At 62.1% G+C, this 16,723-nt stretch carries 12 protein-coding genes and 1 pseudogene; 9 read left to right on the top strand and 4 right to left on the bottom strand.

Features of this window, described 5'->3' with window-relative positions:
- Window positions 1–2 precede the first annotated feature (2 nt).
- The 3 genes and pseudogenes from AK81_RS30725 to AK81_RS05400 all read left to right on the top strand — a co-directional run.
- Window positions 3–2,606, top strand: a pseudogene (locus AK81_RS30725) (alpha/beta fold hydrolase); the annotation flags it as partial.
- Window positions 2,607–2,740: 134 nt separating this feature from the next.
- Window positions 2,741–3,898 carry a macrolide transporter subunit MacA gene (macA, locus tag AK81_RS05405; RefSeq protein WP_043197309.1) on the top strand — a complete coding sequence of 386 codons (1,158 nt, stop codon included), beginning with the start codon at window positions 2,741–2,743 and terminating at the stop codon, window positions 3,896–3,898.
- Window positions 3,899–3,900: 2 nt separating this feature from the next.
- On the top strand, window positions 3,901–5,904 hold the full coding sequence (locus AK81_RS05400) for a MacB family efflux pump subunit (RefSeq protein ID WP_081042015.1): 2,004 nt from the start codon (window positions 3,901–3,903) through the stop codon (window positions 5,902–5,904).
- Window positions 5,905–5,999: 95 nt separating this feature from the next.
- Here the strand turns inward: AK81_RS05400 and AK81_RS05395 are convergent, their stop codons facing one another.
- The gene (locus AK81_RS05395) at window positions 6,000–6,632 is read right to left on the bottom strand and encodes a helix-turn-helix transcriptional regulator (protein ID WP_043197307.1); all 633 of its coding nucleotides are present in this window, start codon (window positions 6,630–6,632) and stop codon (window positions 6,000–6,002) included.
- A 222-nt stretch (window positions 6,633–6,854) separates the two neighbouring features.
- Here AK81_RS05395 and hisN point away from each other — a divergent pair, with 222 nt between their 5' ends.
- Window positions 6,855–7,646 (top strand): histidinol-phosphatase, encoded by a 792-nt coding sequence (gene hisN / locus AK81_RS05390; RefSeq protein WP_043197306.1) that lies wholly within the window; start codon window positions 6,855–6,857, stop codon window positions 7,644–7,646.
- Window positions 7,647–7,871: 225 nt separating this feature from the next.
- Window positions 7,872–8,603, top strand: a complete 732-nt coding sequence (locus tag AK81_RS05385) for a hypothetical protein (RefSeq protein WP_043197305.1) — start codon at window positions 7,872–7,874, stop codon at window positions 8,601–8,603.
- Between the two features lie 2 nt (window positions 8,604–8,605).
- On the opposite strand, the gene AK81_RS05380 is transcribed toward AK81_RS05385, so the two are convergent.
- Together AK81_RS05380 and AK81_RS05375 are read right to left on the bottom strand one after the other, a co-directional pair.
- The gene (locus AK81_RS05380) at window positions 8,606–9,490 is read right to left on the bottom strand and encodes an alpha/beta hydrolase (protein ID WP_043197304.1); all 885 of its coding nucleotides are present in this window, start codon (window positions 9,488–9,490) and stop codon (window positions 8,606–8,608) included.
- A gap of 154 nt (window positions 9,491–9,644) precedes the next feature.
- Window positions 9,645–10,625, bottom strand: coding sequence for a LysR family transcriptional regulator (locus AK81_RS05375; protein WP_043197303.1), 981 nt, complete (start codon window positions 10,623–10,625; stop codon window positions 9,645–9,647).
- Window positions 10,626–11,071: 446 nt separating this feature from the next.
- Here AK81_RS05375 and AK81_RS05370 point away from each other — a divergent pair, with 446 nt between their 5' ends.
- The 4 genes from AK81_RS05370 to AK81_RS05355 all read left to right on the top strand — a co-directional run bounded on the left by AK81_RS05370 (window position 11,072) and on the right by AK81_RS05355 (window position 15,554).
- Window positions 11,072–12,232, top strand: a complete 1,161-nt coding sequence (locus AK81_RS05370; protein WP_043197301.1) for a quaternary amine ABC transporter ATP-binding protein — start codon at window positions 11,072–11,074, stop codon at window positions 12,230–12,232.
- 43 nt (window positions 12,233–12,275) lie between these two features.
- On the top strand, window positions 12,276–13,229 hold the full coding sequence (gene proW, locus AK81_RS05365) for a glycine betaine/L-proline ABC transporter permease ProW (RefSeq protein ID WP_043197300.1): 954 nt from the start codon (window positions 12,276–12,278) through the stop codon (window positions 13,227–13,229).
- 70 nt (window positions 13,230–13,299) lie between these two features.
- The gene (gene proX / locus AK81_RS05360) at window positions 13,300–14,328 is read left to right on the top strand and encodes a glycine betaine/L-proline ABC transporter substrate-binding protein ProX (protein WP_043197298.1); all 1,029 of its coding nucleotides are present in this window, start codon (window positions 13,300–13,302) and stop codon (window positions 14,326–14,328) included.
- 140 nt (window positions 14,329–14,468) lie between these two features.
- Complete coding sequence (locus AK81_RS05355) at window positions 14,469–15,554, top strand: GlxA family transcriptional regulator (protein WP_043197297.1); 1,086 nt, start codon at window positions 14,469–14,471, stop codon at window positions 15,552–15,554.
- Between the two features lie 10 nt (window positions 15,555–15,564).
- On the opposite strand, the gene AK81_RS27900 is transcribed toward AK81_RS05355, so the two are convergent.
- The gene (locus tag AK81_RS27900) at window positions 15,565–16,383 is read right to left on the bottom strand and encodes an RHS repeat-associated core domain-containing protein (RefSeq protein ID WP_081042014.1); all 819 of its coding nucleotides are present in this window, start codon (window positions 16,381–16,383) and stop codon (window positions 15,565–15,567) included.
- Window positions 16,384–16,723: the final 340 nt, after the last annotated feature.

Here is a 16,723-nt window from a genome sequence, read left to right as displayed (position 1 = left end):
GCCTGGTGCGGCGCTTCCACGCACAGTTGCCAGCGGTAGAACTGCACAACCTGTATGGCCCAACCGAAGCCGCCGTGGACGTCAGTGCCTGGCACTGCCTGAGCGCCCCCGACAACACGCCCATCGGCAGGCCCATCGCCAACACCACGCTCTACGTGCTCGATGAGCAACGCCAGCCCGTCCCGCAGGGCGTTGCCGGTGAGCTGTATATCGGCGGTGTGCAGGTGGCCCGCGGTTACCTGAACCGCGCCGAGCTGACCGCCGAACGCTTCATCGACGACCCGTTCAGCACCCGCCCGGGCGCACGCCTGTACCGCACCGGCGACCTGGCGCGGCACCTGGCGGACGGCAACCTCGAGTACCTGGGGCGCAACGATGACCAGGTCAAGCTCCACGGCCTGCGTATCGAACTGGGTGAGATCCAGGCTTGCCTCACCAGCATCGAAGGGATAAAGGAAGCAGTGGTGATTGCGCGGGAGCAGCAACTGCTGGCCTTCTACACCGGCCAGCCGCATGCGCTGGAGGCGTTGCGTACGGCGTTGCTCGCCCGGTTGCCGGCGTTCATGGTGCCGGCGCTGTTCATGCACCTGGATGTGCTGCCGCTGAGCCCCAATGGCAAGCTAGACCGCAAGGCACTGCCTGCTCCCGATACCACACAGGGCCGTGCCTACCAAGCCCCGGAAGGCGAAACCGAGCGCTTGCTGGCCACTGTCTGGGCGCAACTGCTGGATGTGCAGCAGGTAGGGCGCCACGACAACTTCTTCGAACTCGGCGGCCATTCGCTGGCAGCCATTCGCCTGGTCGACAGGCTCAACAAGGCAGGCTTGCGGGCAGCCATCAACGATGTGTTCCAGCACCCCAGCGTGGCGTTGCTGGCGGCAAGGCTTCACGACACTGCAACCACCCCGCAAGGCGTTATCACGCTGCGCCCGGGCGGTGCACAGACGCCGCTGTTTTTGGTGCACGAGTTCACCGGGCTGGACTTCTACTTCCCGGTGCTGGGCCAGCACCTGGGCGGCGACTTCGCCCTGTACGGCTTGCCCGGCGTGCCTGCCGGCCAGCCACAACCCCGTACGCTGGAATGCCTGGCCCGTTATCAGATCGAGCAGATGCGCACTGTGCAGCCGCAGGGGCCATACCGCCTGGCGGGCTGGTCGTTTGGCGGCGTGCTGGCCTTTGAGATGGCCTGCCAGTTGCTGGGGATGGACGAAACTGTCGAATTCCTCGGCCTGATCGATAGCTACGTGCCGCGCCTGGCCGACCAGGGCAAGGCACGTTGGTCGGGCCCGCAGGCGCTGGAACGGCAACTGCTGCTGAACTGCAGCACGTTCTGGCGCACACAGGGGCCGGCTGCTGCCGAAAAACTCGTGCACTTGCAGCGCCTGGAAGCGGAGCAGGCCGATTTCGCCAGCTTGCTGGCAAGCTGCCGCGAGTACGCACTCTTGTATGGCTTGTGGGCGAGCATGAGCGACGCGCAATTGCTGCATTACTTCACCCGTGAACTTGCCCACGGGCATGCCCTGGCGCACTACCGCCTTGCACCACTGAGCCTGCCGGTGCACCTGTTCCGCGCCGAGCAAGGCAGCGACAGCCTGCCGACCCTGGGCTGGCGCGAGGCGCTTCCAACGCAGCCACTGTTGATCGTTGGCGTGCCGGGTGACCACCGCAGCCTGATGCAGGCGCCCCATGTGACGGCCGTAGGGCAGGCACTGACCCAGGCACTTGCCAAGTGCCCGGTTGCAGCTGCGCCGAGCTACGCGTCACACGTGGCCATCCAGGCCGGGCAACCGGGGCATGCACCGCTGTTCTGCGTGCCCGGGGCCGGTGACAGCGTGACCAGTTTCATTGGCCTGGCAGAAGCGCTGGGACCGGACTGGCCGTTGTACGGGTTGCAGCCGCGTGGCCTGGACGCAGGCGCGGTGCCGCACAGTTCGGTGGAAGCCGCCGCTGACTGCCATGTCCAGGCCATCGAAGCGCTTTACCCGGAAGGGCCGCTGAACCTGGTGGGGCATTCGTTCGGTGGCTGGGTGGCGCATGCCATTGCCGCCAGGCTGGAGGCCAAGGGGCGACCGGTGCGTTCATTGACCCTGATCGACAGCGAGGCGCCAAACGCGGAGGGGGCCTGCGGCCAACCCCACACTTTCGGCGAAGCCTTGCAGCGCCTGATTGATGCCTTGCAGTTGTCTACCGGCAAAGCCCTGGGTATCGACCCGGCTGCGTTCGCCCTGGCCACCGATGACGACCAGCTACACCAATTGCATGCAGGCATGGTGCGTAACGGGTTGTTGCCTGCACGGTCCACTCCACGGGTGCTGGATGGCACGGTGCGTACGTTTGCCACGGCACTGCGCACGGTTTATCGGCCAGCGTTGGCCTACACCGGGCCGGTCGGGTTGGTGTTGGTGGATGACCCAGGCCTGGATGCGTTGGGCAATGCCCGCGAGCACGCGGCAATGCGCGAGGGGTGGCAGCAACTGATGCCGCAGTTGGCGCAGTGGCAGGGGCCGGGTGACCACTTCAGCATCCTGAAAGTGCCGGATGTGTTCAGCCTCGCGGCCTGGTGGCACGAAGGGCAGGCACTGCAGCACAGCAAGGTTACCCAGTAGCCATGCCCCAGCACCGATTACCTGTGGGCGCGGGCTTGCCCGCGAACACCGTCGCAGGCGCTGCCAGGCGCCGCCGCGGCCACAGGTGTCGTACCCGGTCGATGCATCTGAATTGCAGAGGAAAGTGAGTGTTCATGGACAAGTCCAGATTCCGCAAGTACAGCCTCGGTCTCGCCGTGGCCCTGGTGGCCGGCATCAGCCTGTACGCCATCCAGGCTCCTGCCAAGGCGCCGCAGTACATTACCGCCACGGTCGAGCGTGGTGATATCGAAAACGCCGTGCTGGCTACCGGCATGCTCCAAGGCGTCAAGCAGGTAGACGTCGGTGCCCAGGTGTCCGGGCAGCTGAAGTCGCTCAAGGTCAAGCTCGGCGACAAAGTCAGCGAAGGCCAGTGGCTGGCCGAGATCGACCCGCTGGTGCTGCGCAATACCTTGCGCCAGGCCGAGGTGGATGAAGAAAAGCTGCAGGCCGAGCGGCGTTCGAGCCTGGCCCAGCTCAAACAGGCCAGGCGCGTGTACGAGCGCTACCGCGAGCTGCAGGCCGACGAGTCGGTGTCGCGCCAGGACTTCGAGAGTGCCGAGTCCGAGTACGAGGTAAAGCAGGCCGCCGTGCGCTCGCTGGACGCGCAGATCCAGAGCGCCCGTGTCGAGATCGACACCGCCCGGGTCAACCTCGGCTATACCCGCATCAACGCGCCGATCACCGGCCATGTGGTGGGGATCGTCACCCAGGAGGGGCAGACCGTGATCGCCAACCAGTTGGCCCCGGTGCTGCTCAAGCTGGCCGACCTCGACACCATGACGGTCAAGGCCCAGGTGTCGGAAGCCGACGTGATCCACATCACCCCTGGCCAAGAGGTGTATTTCACCATCCTCGGCGAGGACAAGCGCTACTACGCCAGGCTGCGCGGCACCGAACCTGCGCCGCAAAACTACGCACAGAGCAGCGACAAGACCGACGGTGGCACCAGCAAACCCAGCGGCGCAGTGTTCTACAACGCCTTGTTCGAAGTGCCCAACCCGGAGCACAGGTTGCGGATTTCGATGACGGCCCAGGTGCATATCGTGCTCGACACTGCCCAGGCCGTACTCACCGTGCCGGTGGCGGCCCTGGGGGGGCGCAACGGAGATGGCAGCTTCCCTGTGCGGGTGCTGGACGCCAAGGGTTTCGCCCAGGTGCGCAACGTTCAGGCGGGGATCAACAACAACGTCAAGGTACAGATCAAGGACGGGCTGGCAGAGGGTGACCGGGTGGTGATCGGAGAGCCGGTGTCGGGCGAAGCGGGGGCGTGAGCATGAACATGAATGTTGAGCCGAGCCCGCACATGGCGCTTGCCAGCGGTACTGCCGAGCCATTGCTGCGCTTGCGCGGGGTAACACGCAGCTTCCAGGCCGGCGACCGCGAATTCCTTGCACTGAAAGGCATCGACCTGCAGATTCACAGTGGCGAACTGGTCGCCATCATCGGCGCTTCCGGTTCCGGCAAGTCGACCCTGATGAACATCCTTGGCTGCCTGGACAACGCCAGCAGCGGCAGCTATCAGGTAGGCGGGCAAGAAACCCGCGAGCTGGATGATGACGCCCTGGCGGCTTTGCGTCGCGACCACTTCGGCTTCATCTTTCAGCGTTACCACCTGCTGCCGCACCTTGATGCGCTGCACAACGTCGAGATTCCGGCCGTGTATGCCGGCACGGCGCAGGGGCAGCGCCACGACCGGGCGCGCGAACTGCTGACGCGGTTGGGCCTGAAGGGCCACCTGACGCATCGCCCCAGCCAGTTGTCAGGTGGTCAGCAGCAGCGAGTGAGTATCTGCCGGGCGTTGATGAACGGCGGCCAGGTGATCCTCGCTGACGAACCCACGGGTGCCCTGGACACTGCCAGCGGCAAGGAAGTGATGAACATCCTGCTGGAGCTGCACGCTGCCGGGCACACCGTGATCCTGGTCACCCACGATCCCAAGGTGGCCGCCCATGCCGAGCGCATCATCGAAGTCAGCGATGGGCAGATTGTCAGCGACCGGCGCACTGGCGCGCCGGCCATCCCGGTGGAAGACGCGCAGGCTGCGCCCCAGGCGCAGGGCGCGCGGCGCCTGCTGGTAAGCCTGGGCATGTTCCGCGAAGCATTCAAGATGGCCTGGATTGCGCTGATCTCGCACCGTATGCGCACCCTGCTGACCATGCTCGGGATCATCATCGGCATCACCTCGGTAGTGTCTATCTCGGCCATCGGCGAAGGCGCCAAGGGCTATGTGCTCAAGGACATCCAGGCCATTGGCAGCAACACCATCGACATCTACTCGGGCAGCAACTTCGGTGACAGCAGGGCCAAGACCATCGAAACCCTGGTGCCCGCCGACGTCGCCGCGCTCAACGCGCTTTACTACGTGGACAGTGCCACCCCGGTGATCGGCCAGAGCACGCTGGTGCGCTACCGCAACCTGGATGTCGACGTACAGCTCAACGGTGTCAGCGAGCATTACTTCCAGGTGCGTAATATTCCGTTGGCCGCGGGTATCGTGTTCAGCGCCGACGACGCCCGGCGCCAGGCCCAGGTGGTGGTGATCGACCACAACACACGCAAGCGCCTGTTCGGCCCGAACTTCGACCCACTGGGGCAGGTGATTCTGGTCGGCAACCTGCCGTGCACGGTGATTGGCGTGACGGCCCAGAACAAGAACCTGTTCGTCGCCAGCAACCAGTTGAACATCTGGGTGCCTTACGAAACGGCGGCCGGACGGGTACTTGGGCAGCGTCACCTCGACAGCATCAGCGTGCGTATCAAGGACGGTGTGCCGAGCAAGCGGGTAGAGGACGAGGTGACGCGGGTGATGCTGCAACGGCATGGTACCAAGGACTTCTTCACCAACAACCTCGACAGCATCATGCAGACCGTGCAAAAGACCAGCCGTTCGCTCACCTTGCTGTTGTCGCTGATTGCGGTGATCTCGCTGGTAGTAGGGGGCATTGGGGTGATGAACATCATGCTGGTCTCGGTGACCGAACGTACCCGTGAAATCGGCATTCGCATGGCGGTAGGGGCCCGGCAATCGGATATTCGCCAGCAGTTTCTGGTGGAAGCCGTAATGGTCTGCCTGTTTGGCGGGCTGGTGGGCATTGGCTTGTCGTATGGCGTGGGTTATCTGTTCGAGTTGTTCGTCAAACAATGGGAGATGGTGTTCTCGCTTGCATCGGTGGTGATGGCGTTTGCCTGCTCGACGCTGATCGGCGTGGTGTTCGGGTTTGTGCCGGCGCGCAATGCAGCGCGCCTTGACCCGATCGAGGCTTTGTCCAGGGACTGAAGCACACCAGCACCGGCCAATTCGCGGGCGCGCCTGCTCCCACAGGGCACCTGCTTGATCAAAGAGTGAAGTGGCAATTTCAGTAGAGCGCCTGTTCAAGCCTCGGCATACATCCAGCGCATCAGCGAATGCCGCCCGCTGATGCCTAGCTTGATCGCCGCCCGGCGCAGGTAGCTCTCCACCGTATTCACCCTCAGCCCCAGCCGCTCGGCTTGTTCCGGCGCCGTGTGCCCGGCCAGCAGCCCCAGGCACACCTGGCGCTCGCGCTCCGACAGCTTCAGCCCCGACTGCGCCAGCCGGTCGACAAAGCGTTGCTCCAGGCTTTCCCGGGTGTACCGCTCCGGGCCGGGTTGCAATGCATCGATATGCTTCTCCAGCATTGGCAGCAGCAACGGTGAAATCGCGTCCAGGCGGCTACGTTCGAATGTCGAGAAACCGTAGGTAGAGTCTGCGCGCAACACCTGGATTTCCATGCGTGCATTGCCGTTGCGGCGGATCCGGTGCAGGCGCGACGGGTCGCTGAAGCCACCCTCGGGTTGTTCATCCGAAGAAAATACCGTTTCCTCGATCAGCGTCGAATCGCAGGGCATGAGGGGCAACTGGCGGATATGCGTGGCATCGATGGACAGGTGAGCCTGGATCAGGTCGTGCAGCATGCGGGGGAACTGGCGGCTGCCGGTGCTGGCAATGACTTTGCCGATCTGAGGGTAGAGCAGGTTCGAATTCATCGCGTCGTCCATGAAGACCAGGTAATGGTTATCCCGTCAGGTTTCTAGCAGCCCGGATCCTGGGCTTGCGACGGGAAGTGGTTGCTATGCTAGTACAACGAACGGGTGACGGTTAAATGAAGCATCGATAATGTCATTATAGTGGCACTTGTCTCAGTCAACTGGCGATACGCGGGCTGTGGGGTATGATGCGGGCCCCATCATTGTCACGAGGCCTGTCCCATGTCCCTGAGCGCTGAACAGATCGGCGAATTTCGCGCCTTCGCCGAGCAGCTGGCCGATGCTGCCGCTGTGGCGATCAAGCCATACTTTCGTGCCAGCCTGGATGTCGAGGACAAGGGCGGGCGCCTGTACGACCCGGTGACCGTGGCTGACAAGGCGGCTGAGGATGCCATGCGCGCGCTGATCCAGGCCCGCTACCCAGACCACGGTATTCTTGGTGAAGAGGCGGGCGTGGCCGTCGGCAGCAGCCCGCTGACGTGGGTGCTCGACCCGATCGACGGTACCCGTGCCTTCATCACCGGCCTGCCGTTGTGGGGCACGTTGATTGCCCTGAACGATGGCTCGCGCCCTGTGGTTGGCGTGATGAATCAACCATTCACCGGTGAACGCTTTGTCGGCACTCCTGAAGGTGCGTGGTGTAGCGGTACAGCACTGAAAACCCGTGCCTGTGCCGATCTGGCATCGGCCACGCTGATGTGCACCACGCCGGACATGTTCGACACCGACGAGCGCAAAGCTGCGTTCGAGGCCGTTGCCGGCAAGGCGCGCCTGATGCGCTACGGTGGCGATTGCTATGCCTACTGCATGCTGGCTTCGGGCTTTGTCGATGTGATCGTTGAGGCGAGCCTGCAGCCCTATGACGTGCAGGCGCTGATGCCGCTCATCGAAGGGGCGGGCGGAGTGATCACTGCCTGGGATGGCAGCAGTGCACAGAATGGCGGGTGCGTAGTGGCCTGTGGTGACCCGGCGCTGCATGCGCAGATGGTAGAGATGTTGCGCCACGCCATGTAATTGCTGTCTCGCCTGTGCGGGCCTCTTCGCGGGCTTGCCCGCTCCCACAAGTTCGCCACAGAAGCTGAGAGCTGTGCGGTCCCTGTGGGAGCGGGCGAGCCCGCGAAGAGGCCCGCACAGGCTTAGTGCATCCTTGGTCACTGCACTTTTTACGATTTCCGGGCTCTATGCTTGGCCAGGCTGCACCAACCCCCGGTGCGGCCGCCGAATATCGACCCGGTGCCGATGGTTGCAAGCTACCCGAATTTCCTCCCGCGCCTGCTGCTGGCAGGCGCCCTCACATGCCTGTGCGCCTGCACCCAGGAGCAAGGCCGCGATATTGTCAGCCAGTTCGGCAACGGCAAACCCAGTGAGCTGTTCCAGACCAGCGTCGACCGCCTGGCCACGCTGTCGATGCGCGACAACTTGCAAAGCCTGTACCTGCTGATGAACAAGCTGTACCTGCGCAACCCCAACCAGTGGAAGATGTCGGGCTACGTGGATGCCGACACGGCCGAGCGGCAGATCCGCATGGCCATCGAACAACGCCAGCCACTGCCGCAACTGGGTAACCGCCGTGACCTGGCGGCATTGAGCTACGCCCTGAGCCCGGAGTTTCGCGGTGACCGGGTGGGTGCTTTCATCTACGCCATCGGCAGCATGCTAGTCACCGCGCACGGCGGGCGTACCGAGTTCTACATGACCGATACCATCGACCCGCTGTTCATCAACAACGCGGCGCGCAATATCGAAAAGGCCACCTGGATGCTCAGCCAGCGGCAGGACGCCAATGGGGTGTTGTTGCTGTTCTCCAACGAGATTTCCGAAGAGGGCAGCAACCTGAGTTTTGCCGTGGAGTTTGGCAAGATCGTTGCGCGGCTGGATCTGTTGGCCGAGTTGCTGGATGAGCGTTATCGGCGGATTGGCCTGAATTACGCCCAGAGTCTGCTGCTGATGAATTTTTTGCCCGTGCAGTAAGTTCACAGCAATGCTTGTATCGCTCGCCGGTAACGCTGGCCGGCCAGGCTCATGCTGTTGTTATGGGTCGCTCCCGGCACCAGCAGCAATGTCTTGGGCTGCTGGGCTGCGTCGTACAATTGCTGGCTGAAACGCGGCGGCACGAAACGGTCGTCCAGGCCATGTACCAGCAGCACGGGCAGGCCAACACCGTTGATCTTGTCCAGCGAGTCAAACTTCTGTGACATCAGCCAGCGCACGGGCAGCGAAGTATTGGCAACCGCCGCAGCGACATCGCCCAGGGAGGTGAAGGTCGACTCCAGAATCAGCCCGCGTGCTGGCGCACCGTTACCGTCTTTTTGCGCCTCACGTGCCAACTCGCTGGCCAGTTCCACGGCCACCGCACCACCCAGCGAGTGCCCGAAGATCAGGCGCTTGCCAGCATCCGGCTGTAACTGGGCAAAGCGTTCCCATGCAATGCGGGCATCTTCATACACTGTTGCTTCGGAAGGCAGGTCGCCACTGCTCTTGCCAAAGCCGCGGTAATCCACCGCAAGCACCGAGTAGCCCATGGCATGCAGTTGCTCGATACGGAACAGTTGGCCGGTCAGGTTCCAGCGTACACCGTGCAGGTAGAGAATGGCCGGCGCGTTGGCTCGCTTGGCCGGCCACCACCAGGCGTGCAGGTTCTGGTTACTGGCGAAGCTGCGCGGGCGCAGGTCCAGTTCCTGCACACCGCTGGGCAGGCCCCGGAACCAGCTGGCCTGGCCGGGCTCGATGCGGAACACCAGCTCGCGTTCCTTGTGCTGCAAGACAGCACAGCTGGACGGCAAGCCAATGACCAGTGCGGCGGCGCACAGCCAGGTGAACCAACGGCGGCGCAGGTGGGTGAGGAGGAGAGTAGGCATGCACGCGTTTTAGCAGAAGTGCGGAGTCTGATGTTGGAAAAGTGGCCCAACGGCGGGGTGGCCTGGTTGCAGGCTGTTTCTGGGAAAGCTGGGTACCCTGTACTGGCCTCTTCGCGGGTTTACCCGCGAAGAGGCCGGCGCAAGCAACCCAGGCTCATCGAGTGCGCAGCGTTTCAAGCAACGGCTGGAACTCGTCCAGCAACCAGTCGCGTAACCGCCGGCAACTGGCATCGTGCTCCTTGTCTTCGTTGAACGCCAGGAAGTGGAAGGTATCTTTCAACACCAGTTCCTGTTCCACAGGTCGCACCAGCAACCCTTGCGCCACCAGCGGTGCAATCAAGTGATGCCAACCCAACGCTACACCTTGGCTGCCCAATGCCAACTGCACCAGCAGGTTGTAGTCGTTGGCATTGAAAAAGTGCGGCGCGGTATTGGCGCGGCTTTTCAGGTCGACGTCATGAAAGGCCAGCCACACGTTCCAGTCCACATGCTCGGCCACCTGCGAGCGGCCATAGGGGCTGAGGTTCAGCAACGTGCCATCCCTCAGCCCAAGCAGGGTGCGTACTTCAGGGTGTTGCATCAGGTATTGCGGCGTGCACACCGGGTAGATCACGTCGTGGTTGAGCGGGTGGGAGCTGTAGCCCGCCTGAACCTTGCCCAGCTTGGTGATGTAGATGTCAGGCCGAACGCCAGGCTCCATCGACAAAAAGTTCTGCGTGGTCACCAGGTTGATGTCGATATCCGGGTTTTCGTCGAAGAACTTGGGCATGCGCGGCCCCAGCCACAGCGCGGCAAATGCGGGTGAGCAGCACAGGGTGACCACGTGCTTGGTGTTGGTGTTGCTGCGGATACGCTCGGCCGCCTGGGAGATGTTGACGAACGATAACTGCACGGCATCGAAGAAGATCGAACCGGCCACGGTCAACTCCACCGCACGGCCCACACGGCTGAACAGTTCGGCGCCCAGGTAGGTCTCCAGCTCACGGATCTGCCGGCTGACCGCGGCCTGGGTGACGCACAGCGCCTCGGCGGCGCGGGTGAAATTCTGGTACTTGGCGGCGGCGACGAAGACTTTGACCGCGCGCAGCGAGGGCATCTTGATCAGGGTCTGATCGGGTTCGGAGTGTCTGACCATGTCGTTAGGGTGCAGGTCCTTCGTTATGCCGCGGTAGCCCACGCGGTCTTCTGTAGGAGCAGCCTTGCGCTGCGAAGGGCCCGTACAGGCGCCGCAATCGCAAGTGTATGAGCCGGCCTCTTCGCAGCACAAGGCTGCTCCTGCATTTGAGTGCACTCCGGCAGGCTCTGTGTCGGGGCTTTGGTACCGATTGATAACTTCAGGTAATGGTTAGCGCCATGCAAATGTCGTTGGACCCGCTCTGGTACTAGGCCTAACGTTGAACCACGGCGCGACATCCGAGACATCGATGTCGAAAACTTTTTGAAGCAGGACATTCTGCGTGCCGGTTTTGACTCACGTTCGAATTTGAACGGACTGCCAAGCGTACTCGCACTGATCTCTACCCGCCTTATTGAAAGTGCGATGTTGAAAGATTGGTTAATAAGCATAATAACGAGGGTCGTATGAGCCATGCCGATGAGATTCTTTCGGTAAAAAACATCTTCAAGGTGTTCGGTCCCAACCCGAACATGGCCATGGAGATGCTCCGCAAGGGCGCCGACAAGAACGAAATCTTCAGCAAGACCGGCCACGTCGTCGGCGTGTTCGATGCAAGCTTTTCCGTCAAACGTGGCGAGATCTTCGTCATCATGGGCCTTTCCGGCTCGGGTAAATCGACCATGGTGCGGCTGTTCAACCGCCTGATCGAACCTACTTCCGGCAGCATTCACCTCAACGGCAAGGAAATTACCGGGCTCTCCGACAAGGCCCTGCTGGATGTACGCCGCAAGGAAATGGGCATGGTGTTCCAGTCCTTTGCCCTGATGCCGCACATGAGCGTGCTGGAAAATACCGCGTTCGGCCTGGAAATCGCCGGCGTCCCAGAGGCAGAGCGCCACAGCCGCGCCCGTGAAGCGTTGAGCCAGGTGGGCCTGGCGGGCCACGAACACAGCTATCCGCACCAGCTTTCCGGCGGCATGCAGCAGCGTGTGGGCCTGGCCCGAGCGCTGGCCAACGACCCCGCGATCCTGTTGATGGACGAGGCGTTCTCTGCCCTCGACCCGCTGATCCGCAGCGAAATGCAGGGCGAGCTGATTCGCCTGCAGGCCGAGCAGCAGCGCACCATCATCTTCATCTCCCACGACATCGAGGAAGCCATCCGCATCGGCCACCGCATTGCAATCATGGAAGGTGGCCGCGTGGTGCAGATCGGTACCCCGCAAGAGCTTATCAACCAGCCTGCCAACGACTACGTGCGCACCTTCTTCAAGAGCTTTGACAGCTCGCGAGTGCTCAAGGCCGGTGATGTGGCCAGGTTCGACCCTGCGGTGGTGTGCAAGGTCAACGGCAAGGCCCCGAGCTTCCAGGCCGGTGTGCCGTTCGGCTACCTGGTCGACGAACGCGGGCAGTTGCTGGGCGTGGTCGATACCGACGCCAACGGCGCCACGGCCAGTGACCGCTACAGCCTGCACGAGCAGTGCCCGGTGTATACCGATACGCCGCTGCACGAAGTGCTCGGGATCGCGGCAAACCTGCCGTACCCGGTGCCGGTGCTCGACCGCCAGGGCGCCTTCAAGGGCACGCTGTCGAAGAACGAGCTGCTGCAGACCCTGAGCCGCAACTAACAAAAGAAGCGCCCGTAGCGTTTACTAGAAGAGGTAAGCCCTCATGTCCGAATTCAGCCTGCTTGACCCGTTCCAGGCGGCCACCATCCCTTTGGGTGACTGGGTCACCGCCACCCTGAACTTTCTGGTGCACAACTTCCGCGAGGTGTTTCGCGCCATTCGTTGGCCCATCGACCAGGTGCTCAACGGTATCGAGTTCACCTTGCAGAGCATTCCACCCACCATCGGCATCATCCTCTCGTCGCTGCTGGGCTGGCAGCTTGCGGGCAAGCGCATGGCCTTGCTGTGTTTCGTCACCCTGACCCTGCTGGGCCTGATCGGTGTATGGGCCGAGTCTATGACTACCCTGGCGCTGGTACTGACCTCGGTGTTCTTCTGCGCGCTCATCGGCATCCCGCTGGGCATCCTGTGTGCCCGCAGTGACCGCATGGAGCGCATTATCCGCCCGCTGCTGGATGCCATGCAGACCCTGCCGGCGTTCGTTTACCTGGTGCCGGTGGTGATGCTGTTCGGCATCGGCAATGTGCCTGGCGTGCTGGTCACCATCGTGTTCGCGCTGCCGCCGCTGGTGCGCCTGACCAACCTGGGCATTCGCCAGGTGCCGGAAGACAAGATCGAGGCCGCCCGCGCCTTCGGCTGCACCCCACGGCAGATGCTGACCCGCGTGCAGCTGCCGCTGGCCACCTCGACCATCATGGCCGGCCTCAACCAGACCCTCATGCTGTCGCTGTCGATGGTGGTGATTGCCTCGATGATTTCGGTCGGCGGCCTGGGCCAGATGGTGCTGCGCGGCATCGGCCGCCTGGACATGGGCCTGGCCACGGTCGGTGGTGTCGGGCTGGTGCTGCTGGCGATTTTCCTCGACCGCCTGACCCAGGCCATGGGCGCGCGCACCAGCGCCGACCCGAGCCTGCGCTGGTACCACACTGGCCCCGTGGGCGTGGTGATGCGCCTGTGTGGTGCTGCACAACCGCAACGGGGGCGCAAGACCGCCTGAGCACAGCAAGACTTTTGAGACGTTCGATCTGCCGCACTTGAAGATAAAAATCAGAAGAAGGTAAGCGACGATGTACGAATCCAAGTTCTCCCGCAGCATCCTCAAATGCGCCACGGCGTTGACCCTGGTGGCCGCCGCGCTGGGCGCACACGCTTCGGCGGAAAAGCCGGGTGATGGTGTGAAGGTAACGCCGATTTTCCCTTCCATCGCTGAAGAGCGCTTCCGTGGCGAAGTGGCCATGGAAGGCCTGCGCGAGCTGGGCTACAAGGTTCAGGAGCCGAAGGAGACCGAGTACGGCGTGATGATGGTGGCCCTGGCCAACGGCGATGCCGATTTCACCGTGCACCTGTGGGACAAACTGCACAACCAGTTCTACCAGCAGGCTGGGGGTGACGATGTGATGGTCAAGACCGGCGACATTCTGCCGGGTGTGGCCCAGGGTTACCTGATCGACAAGAAAACCGCCGACCAGTACAACATCAAGTACATCACCGACCTTAAAAAGCCCGAGATCGCCAAGCTGTTCGATACCGACGGTGACGGCAAGGCCGACATGACCGGTTGCAACCCAGGCTGGGGTTGCGAGTTGGTAATCGCCCACCACATGAAGGCCTACGACCTGGACAAGAGCATCACCGTCAACCAGGGGTCGTACTTCGCGCTGATGGCCGACACCATCACCCGCTACAAGGAAGGCAAGCCAGTCTTCTACTTCACCTGGGTGCCGCAGTGGATCGCCAGCGTGCTGGTCGAAAACAAGGACGTGGTCTGGCTGGAAGTGCCGAAGACCGACCTGCCGGACGGCAAGAATGACGTCGACACCACGTACCACGGCAAGAACCTGGGCTTTGCCATCGACAAGGTAGTGGCTGTGCTGAACAAGGACTTTGCCGAAAAGAACCCGGCGGCGGTGAAGTTCCTCTCGCAGGTGCAGATCAGCACCGATGACGAGAGCAACCAGAACCTGAAGATGCAGCAGGGCGAGAAGAAGCCTAAAGACATCGAGCGCCATGCCAAGGAGTGGGTTGCCGCCCACCGCCAGCAGTTCGACCAGTGGCTGCAAGCCTCGCGTGACGCAGCGACCCAGGCCGGCAAGTAACCCGTTCCATCAGTGTTGGCTGCTTCGCGGGCTTGCCCGCTCCCACAGGCATTTCACAGATTTCAGCACCTGTAGAGCCCCTGTGGGAGCGGGCAAGCCCGCGAAGAAGCCAACGCGATTCCTGCAGTTGAGTTAAAGCCATGAGCCACTTCGAAAGCATCCTCAAGAACACCAACCTGGCCCATCTGGACCCTGCCATCCGGACTTCACTGTCAATGCCGTGCCAGCGCGTGGCGTTCGTCCTGCGTGAACACTTCTCGATGATGGCCTTCACCGCCGCAATGGACAGCCTGGTCACCGCCAACCTGATGAGTGCCACGCCGTTGTTCCAGGTCCAGGTGGTGGGTGAGGGCGCCCAGGTGATGAGCGACCTGGGCATCGCCCTGCCGGTCAACACCCAACTGGCCGAACTGGACGTGCAAGGCCTGGATTGCCTGCTGGTATGTGGCGGCTTCCGCGTACGCCTGGAAGCCGCGCCACTGCTGCGCGCCAAGCTGCGCCAAGCCGACCAGCACGGCAGCCAGCTGGGCGGGCTGTGGAACGGCGCTTACTTCCTGGCCGAGGCCGGCTTGCTCAACGACCACGACTGCGCCTTTCACCCCGATGGCCGGGCGATGATGAGCGAACTGTTCCCAAAGGTGCGTATCAGCCGCCACGCCCATGTGCTGGACCGCCGCCGCATGAGCTGCGCCGGTGCCAGCAGTGCGCTGGACATGATGCTGGCGTTGCTCGAGCAATGCGGAGGCGCGCCATTGCGCCGGGCCGTGGAGCAGATGCTGGCCTGTGACCGTTCGCGGGTAATGAGCGATGCACCGGCCAGCGCACCGGAAATCGACCCCAGCCTACCCAAAGGCGTGCGCCTGGCCCTGGAACTGATGCACGCAAACATCGAAGACCCGATCGGCATTGATGAAATCGCCGAGCATGCCGGGTTGTCGCGGCGGCACCTGGAGCGGCTGTTCCGCCGGCATGTGCAGGCCACGCCGCCACGCTATTATCTGGAGCTGCGCCTGACCCATGCGCGGCAGTTGTTGCAGCACACCAGCAAGTCATTGACCGAGGTGGCGGTTGCCAGCGGCTTTGTCAGTTTCCCGCATTTTTACCGGCGGTTTCGTGAGCTGTTTGCCATTGCGCCGCGGCAGTACCGGGCGCGGAGCCAGGGGTGGGCAGGGCGGCAGGAAGTGGGGTGTGAATTGAGAGGTTCTGTTCCGCGCCATGGGCCATGACTGTGGCTCGTCACTCGTCTGTCCTGATTTTCATGGTGTTGATGGTCAAGGCTCCGTCGGCATGATGGAGGAGGCCGCGGGTTAGACCTGACATATACTCTGGTAACACTTCAGCTAGCACCTGGTTATGACTTGCGGCAAAAGTTTGAACATGGTTTCTCAATCTCTGATAGTCGGCATAGTGAGGTGATTGAGGATTGCCAAAGCCCTTTCTGTTCGCTTGCAATAGCTTTATTGAGGAGATGACGTAGTTGTCCAGCATATCTCGTGGACTAGGTACGGCAGCCGGGGCTCCACCTACATTCATCGCGTGTTGCGCTGCATTCGCCTGGAGCGCCACTGGAGCCTGTAGAGGCGCAGGATCTTGACCAGCTGACGGCGCGGGAGCGGCGTGCCTCCTGCTGGCCGCTCTGTTTGGGGCGTGACGGGTTCGTTGAATTGCCCGGCGAAGCACGCGTTGTGCAGTTCGAACCAGCGGGTTTGGTCGACCCGCCCGGCCCTCTGGGTCAACCAGGTTGACCGGGTCGCCGTTACAATAGGCATAGCTGTTCAAACCACCCTTCCCGAATGGGCTTACTGTATCGGGAGAAACGAATCTGCCCAAGGTCGGGCTGAACGAGCGGTAGCCATTCCCCAATAAATAAAAGCCTGTCATTGGATCTAGTTGCTCGCCCGTAAATTTAAGCCGCATGGGCATCTGAAAAAGTGCGGAGGCGAATCCATAAGGCAAATAATTTACAAGGCCAGCTTTCCCTTGTGCACAGGCCAAGATTATCGAGTGTTGGCTGTTAGTAGCCATCAAGGTGAAACCGGTTTTTGTATTAATCATTAGGATCCCCAGCTACACGGGCGCGCGTCGATAGATAGCTCAGAATTGTCACCTGTTTTAAGCGTGCTACCAACTAGCAGAAATACCAGGTCGCTGCATTTACTTTGACCTGTGCTGGCCTCTACGCGGGTAAACCCGCTCCCATAAAGTTCAGCACAGCCCTCAAGACCGGTACAGAACCCTGTGGGAGCGGGTTCACCCAAGGTACAAACCGGAGACATCGTTTACATTCCAAACCGGGGACATGGTTTACAGGCTAATACGCATGATCAGGAGGTATCTGATCATGCCCTGGAATCAAGAGTCCCCCATGGATCAACGAGTCAGATTGATCGGCGAA

Source organism: Pseudomonas putida W15Oct28 (assembly GCF_000708715.2).
GTDB lineage: Bacteria > Pseudomonadota > Gammaproteobacteria > Pseudomonadales > Pseudomonadaceae > Aquipseudomonas > Aquipseudomonas putida_R.
The sequence above is the reverse complement of the archived record's forward strand: the minus strand, read 5'-3'. Positions and strand labels throughout refer to the sequence as shown.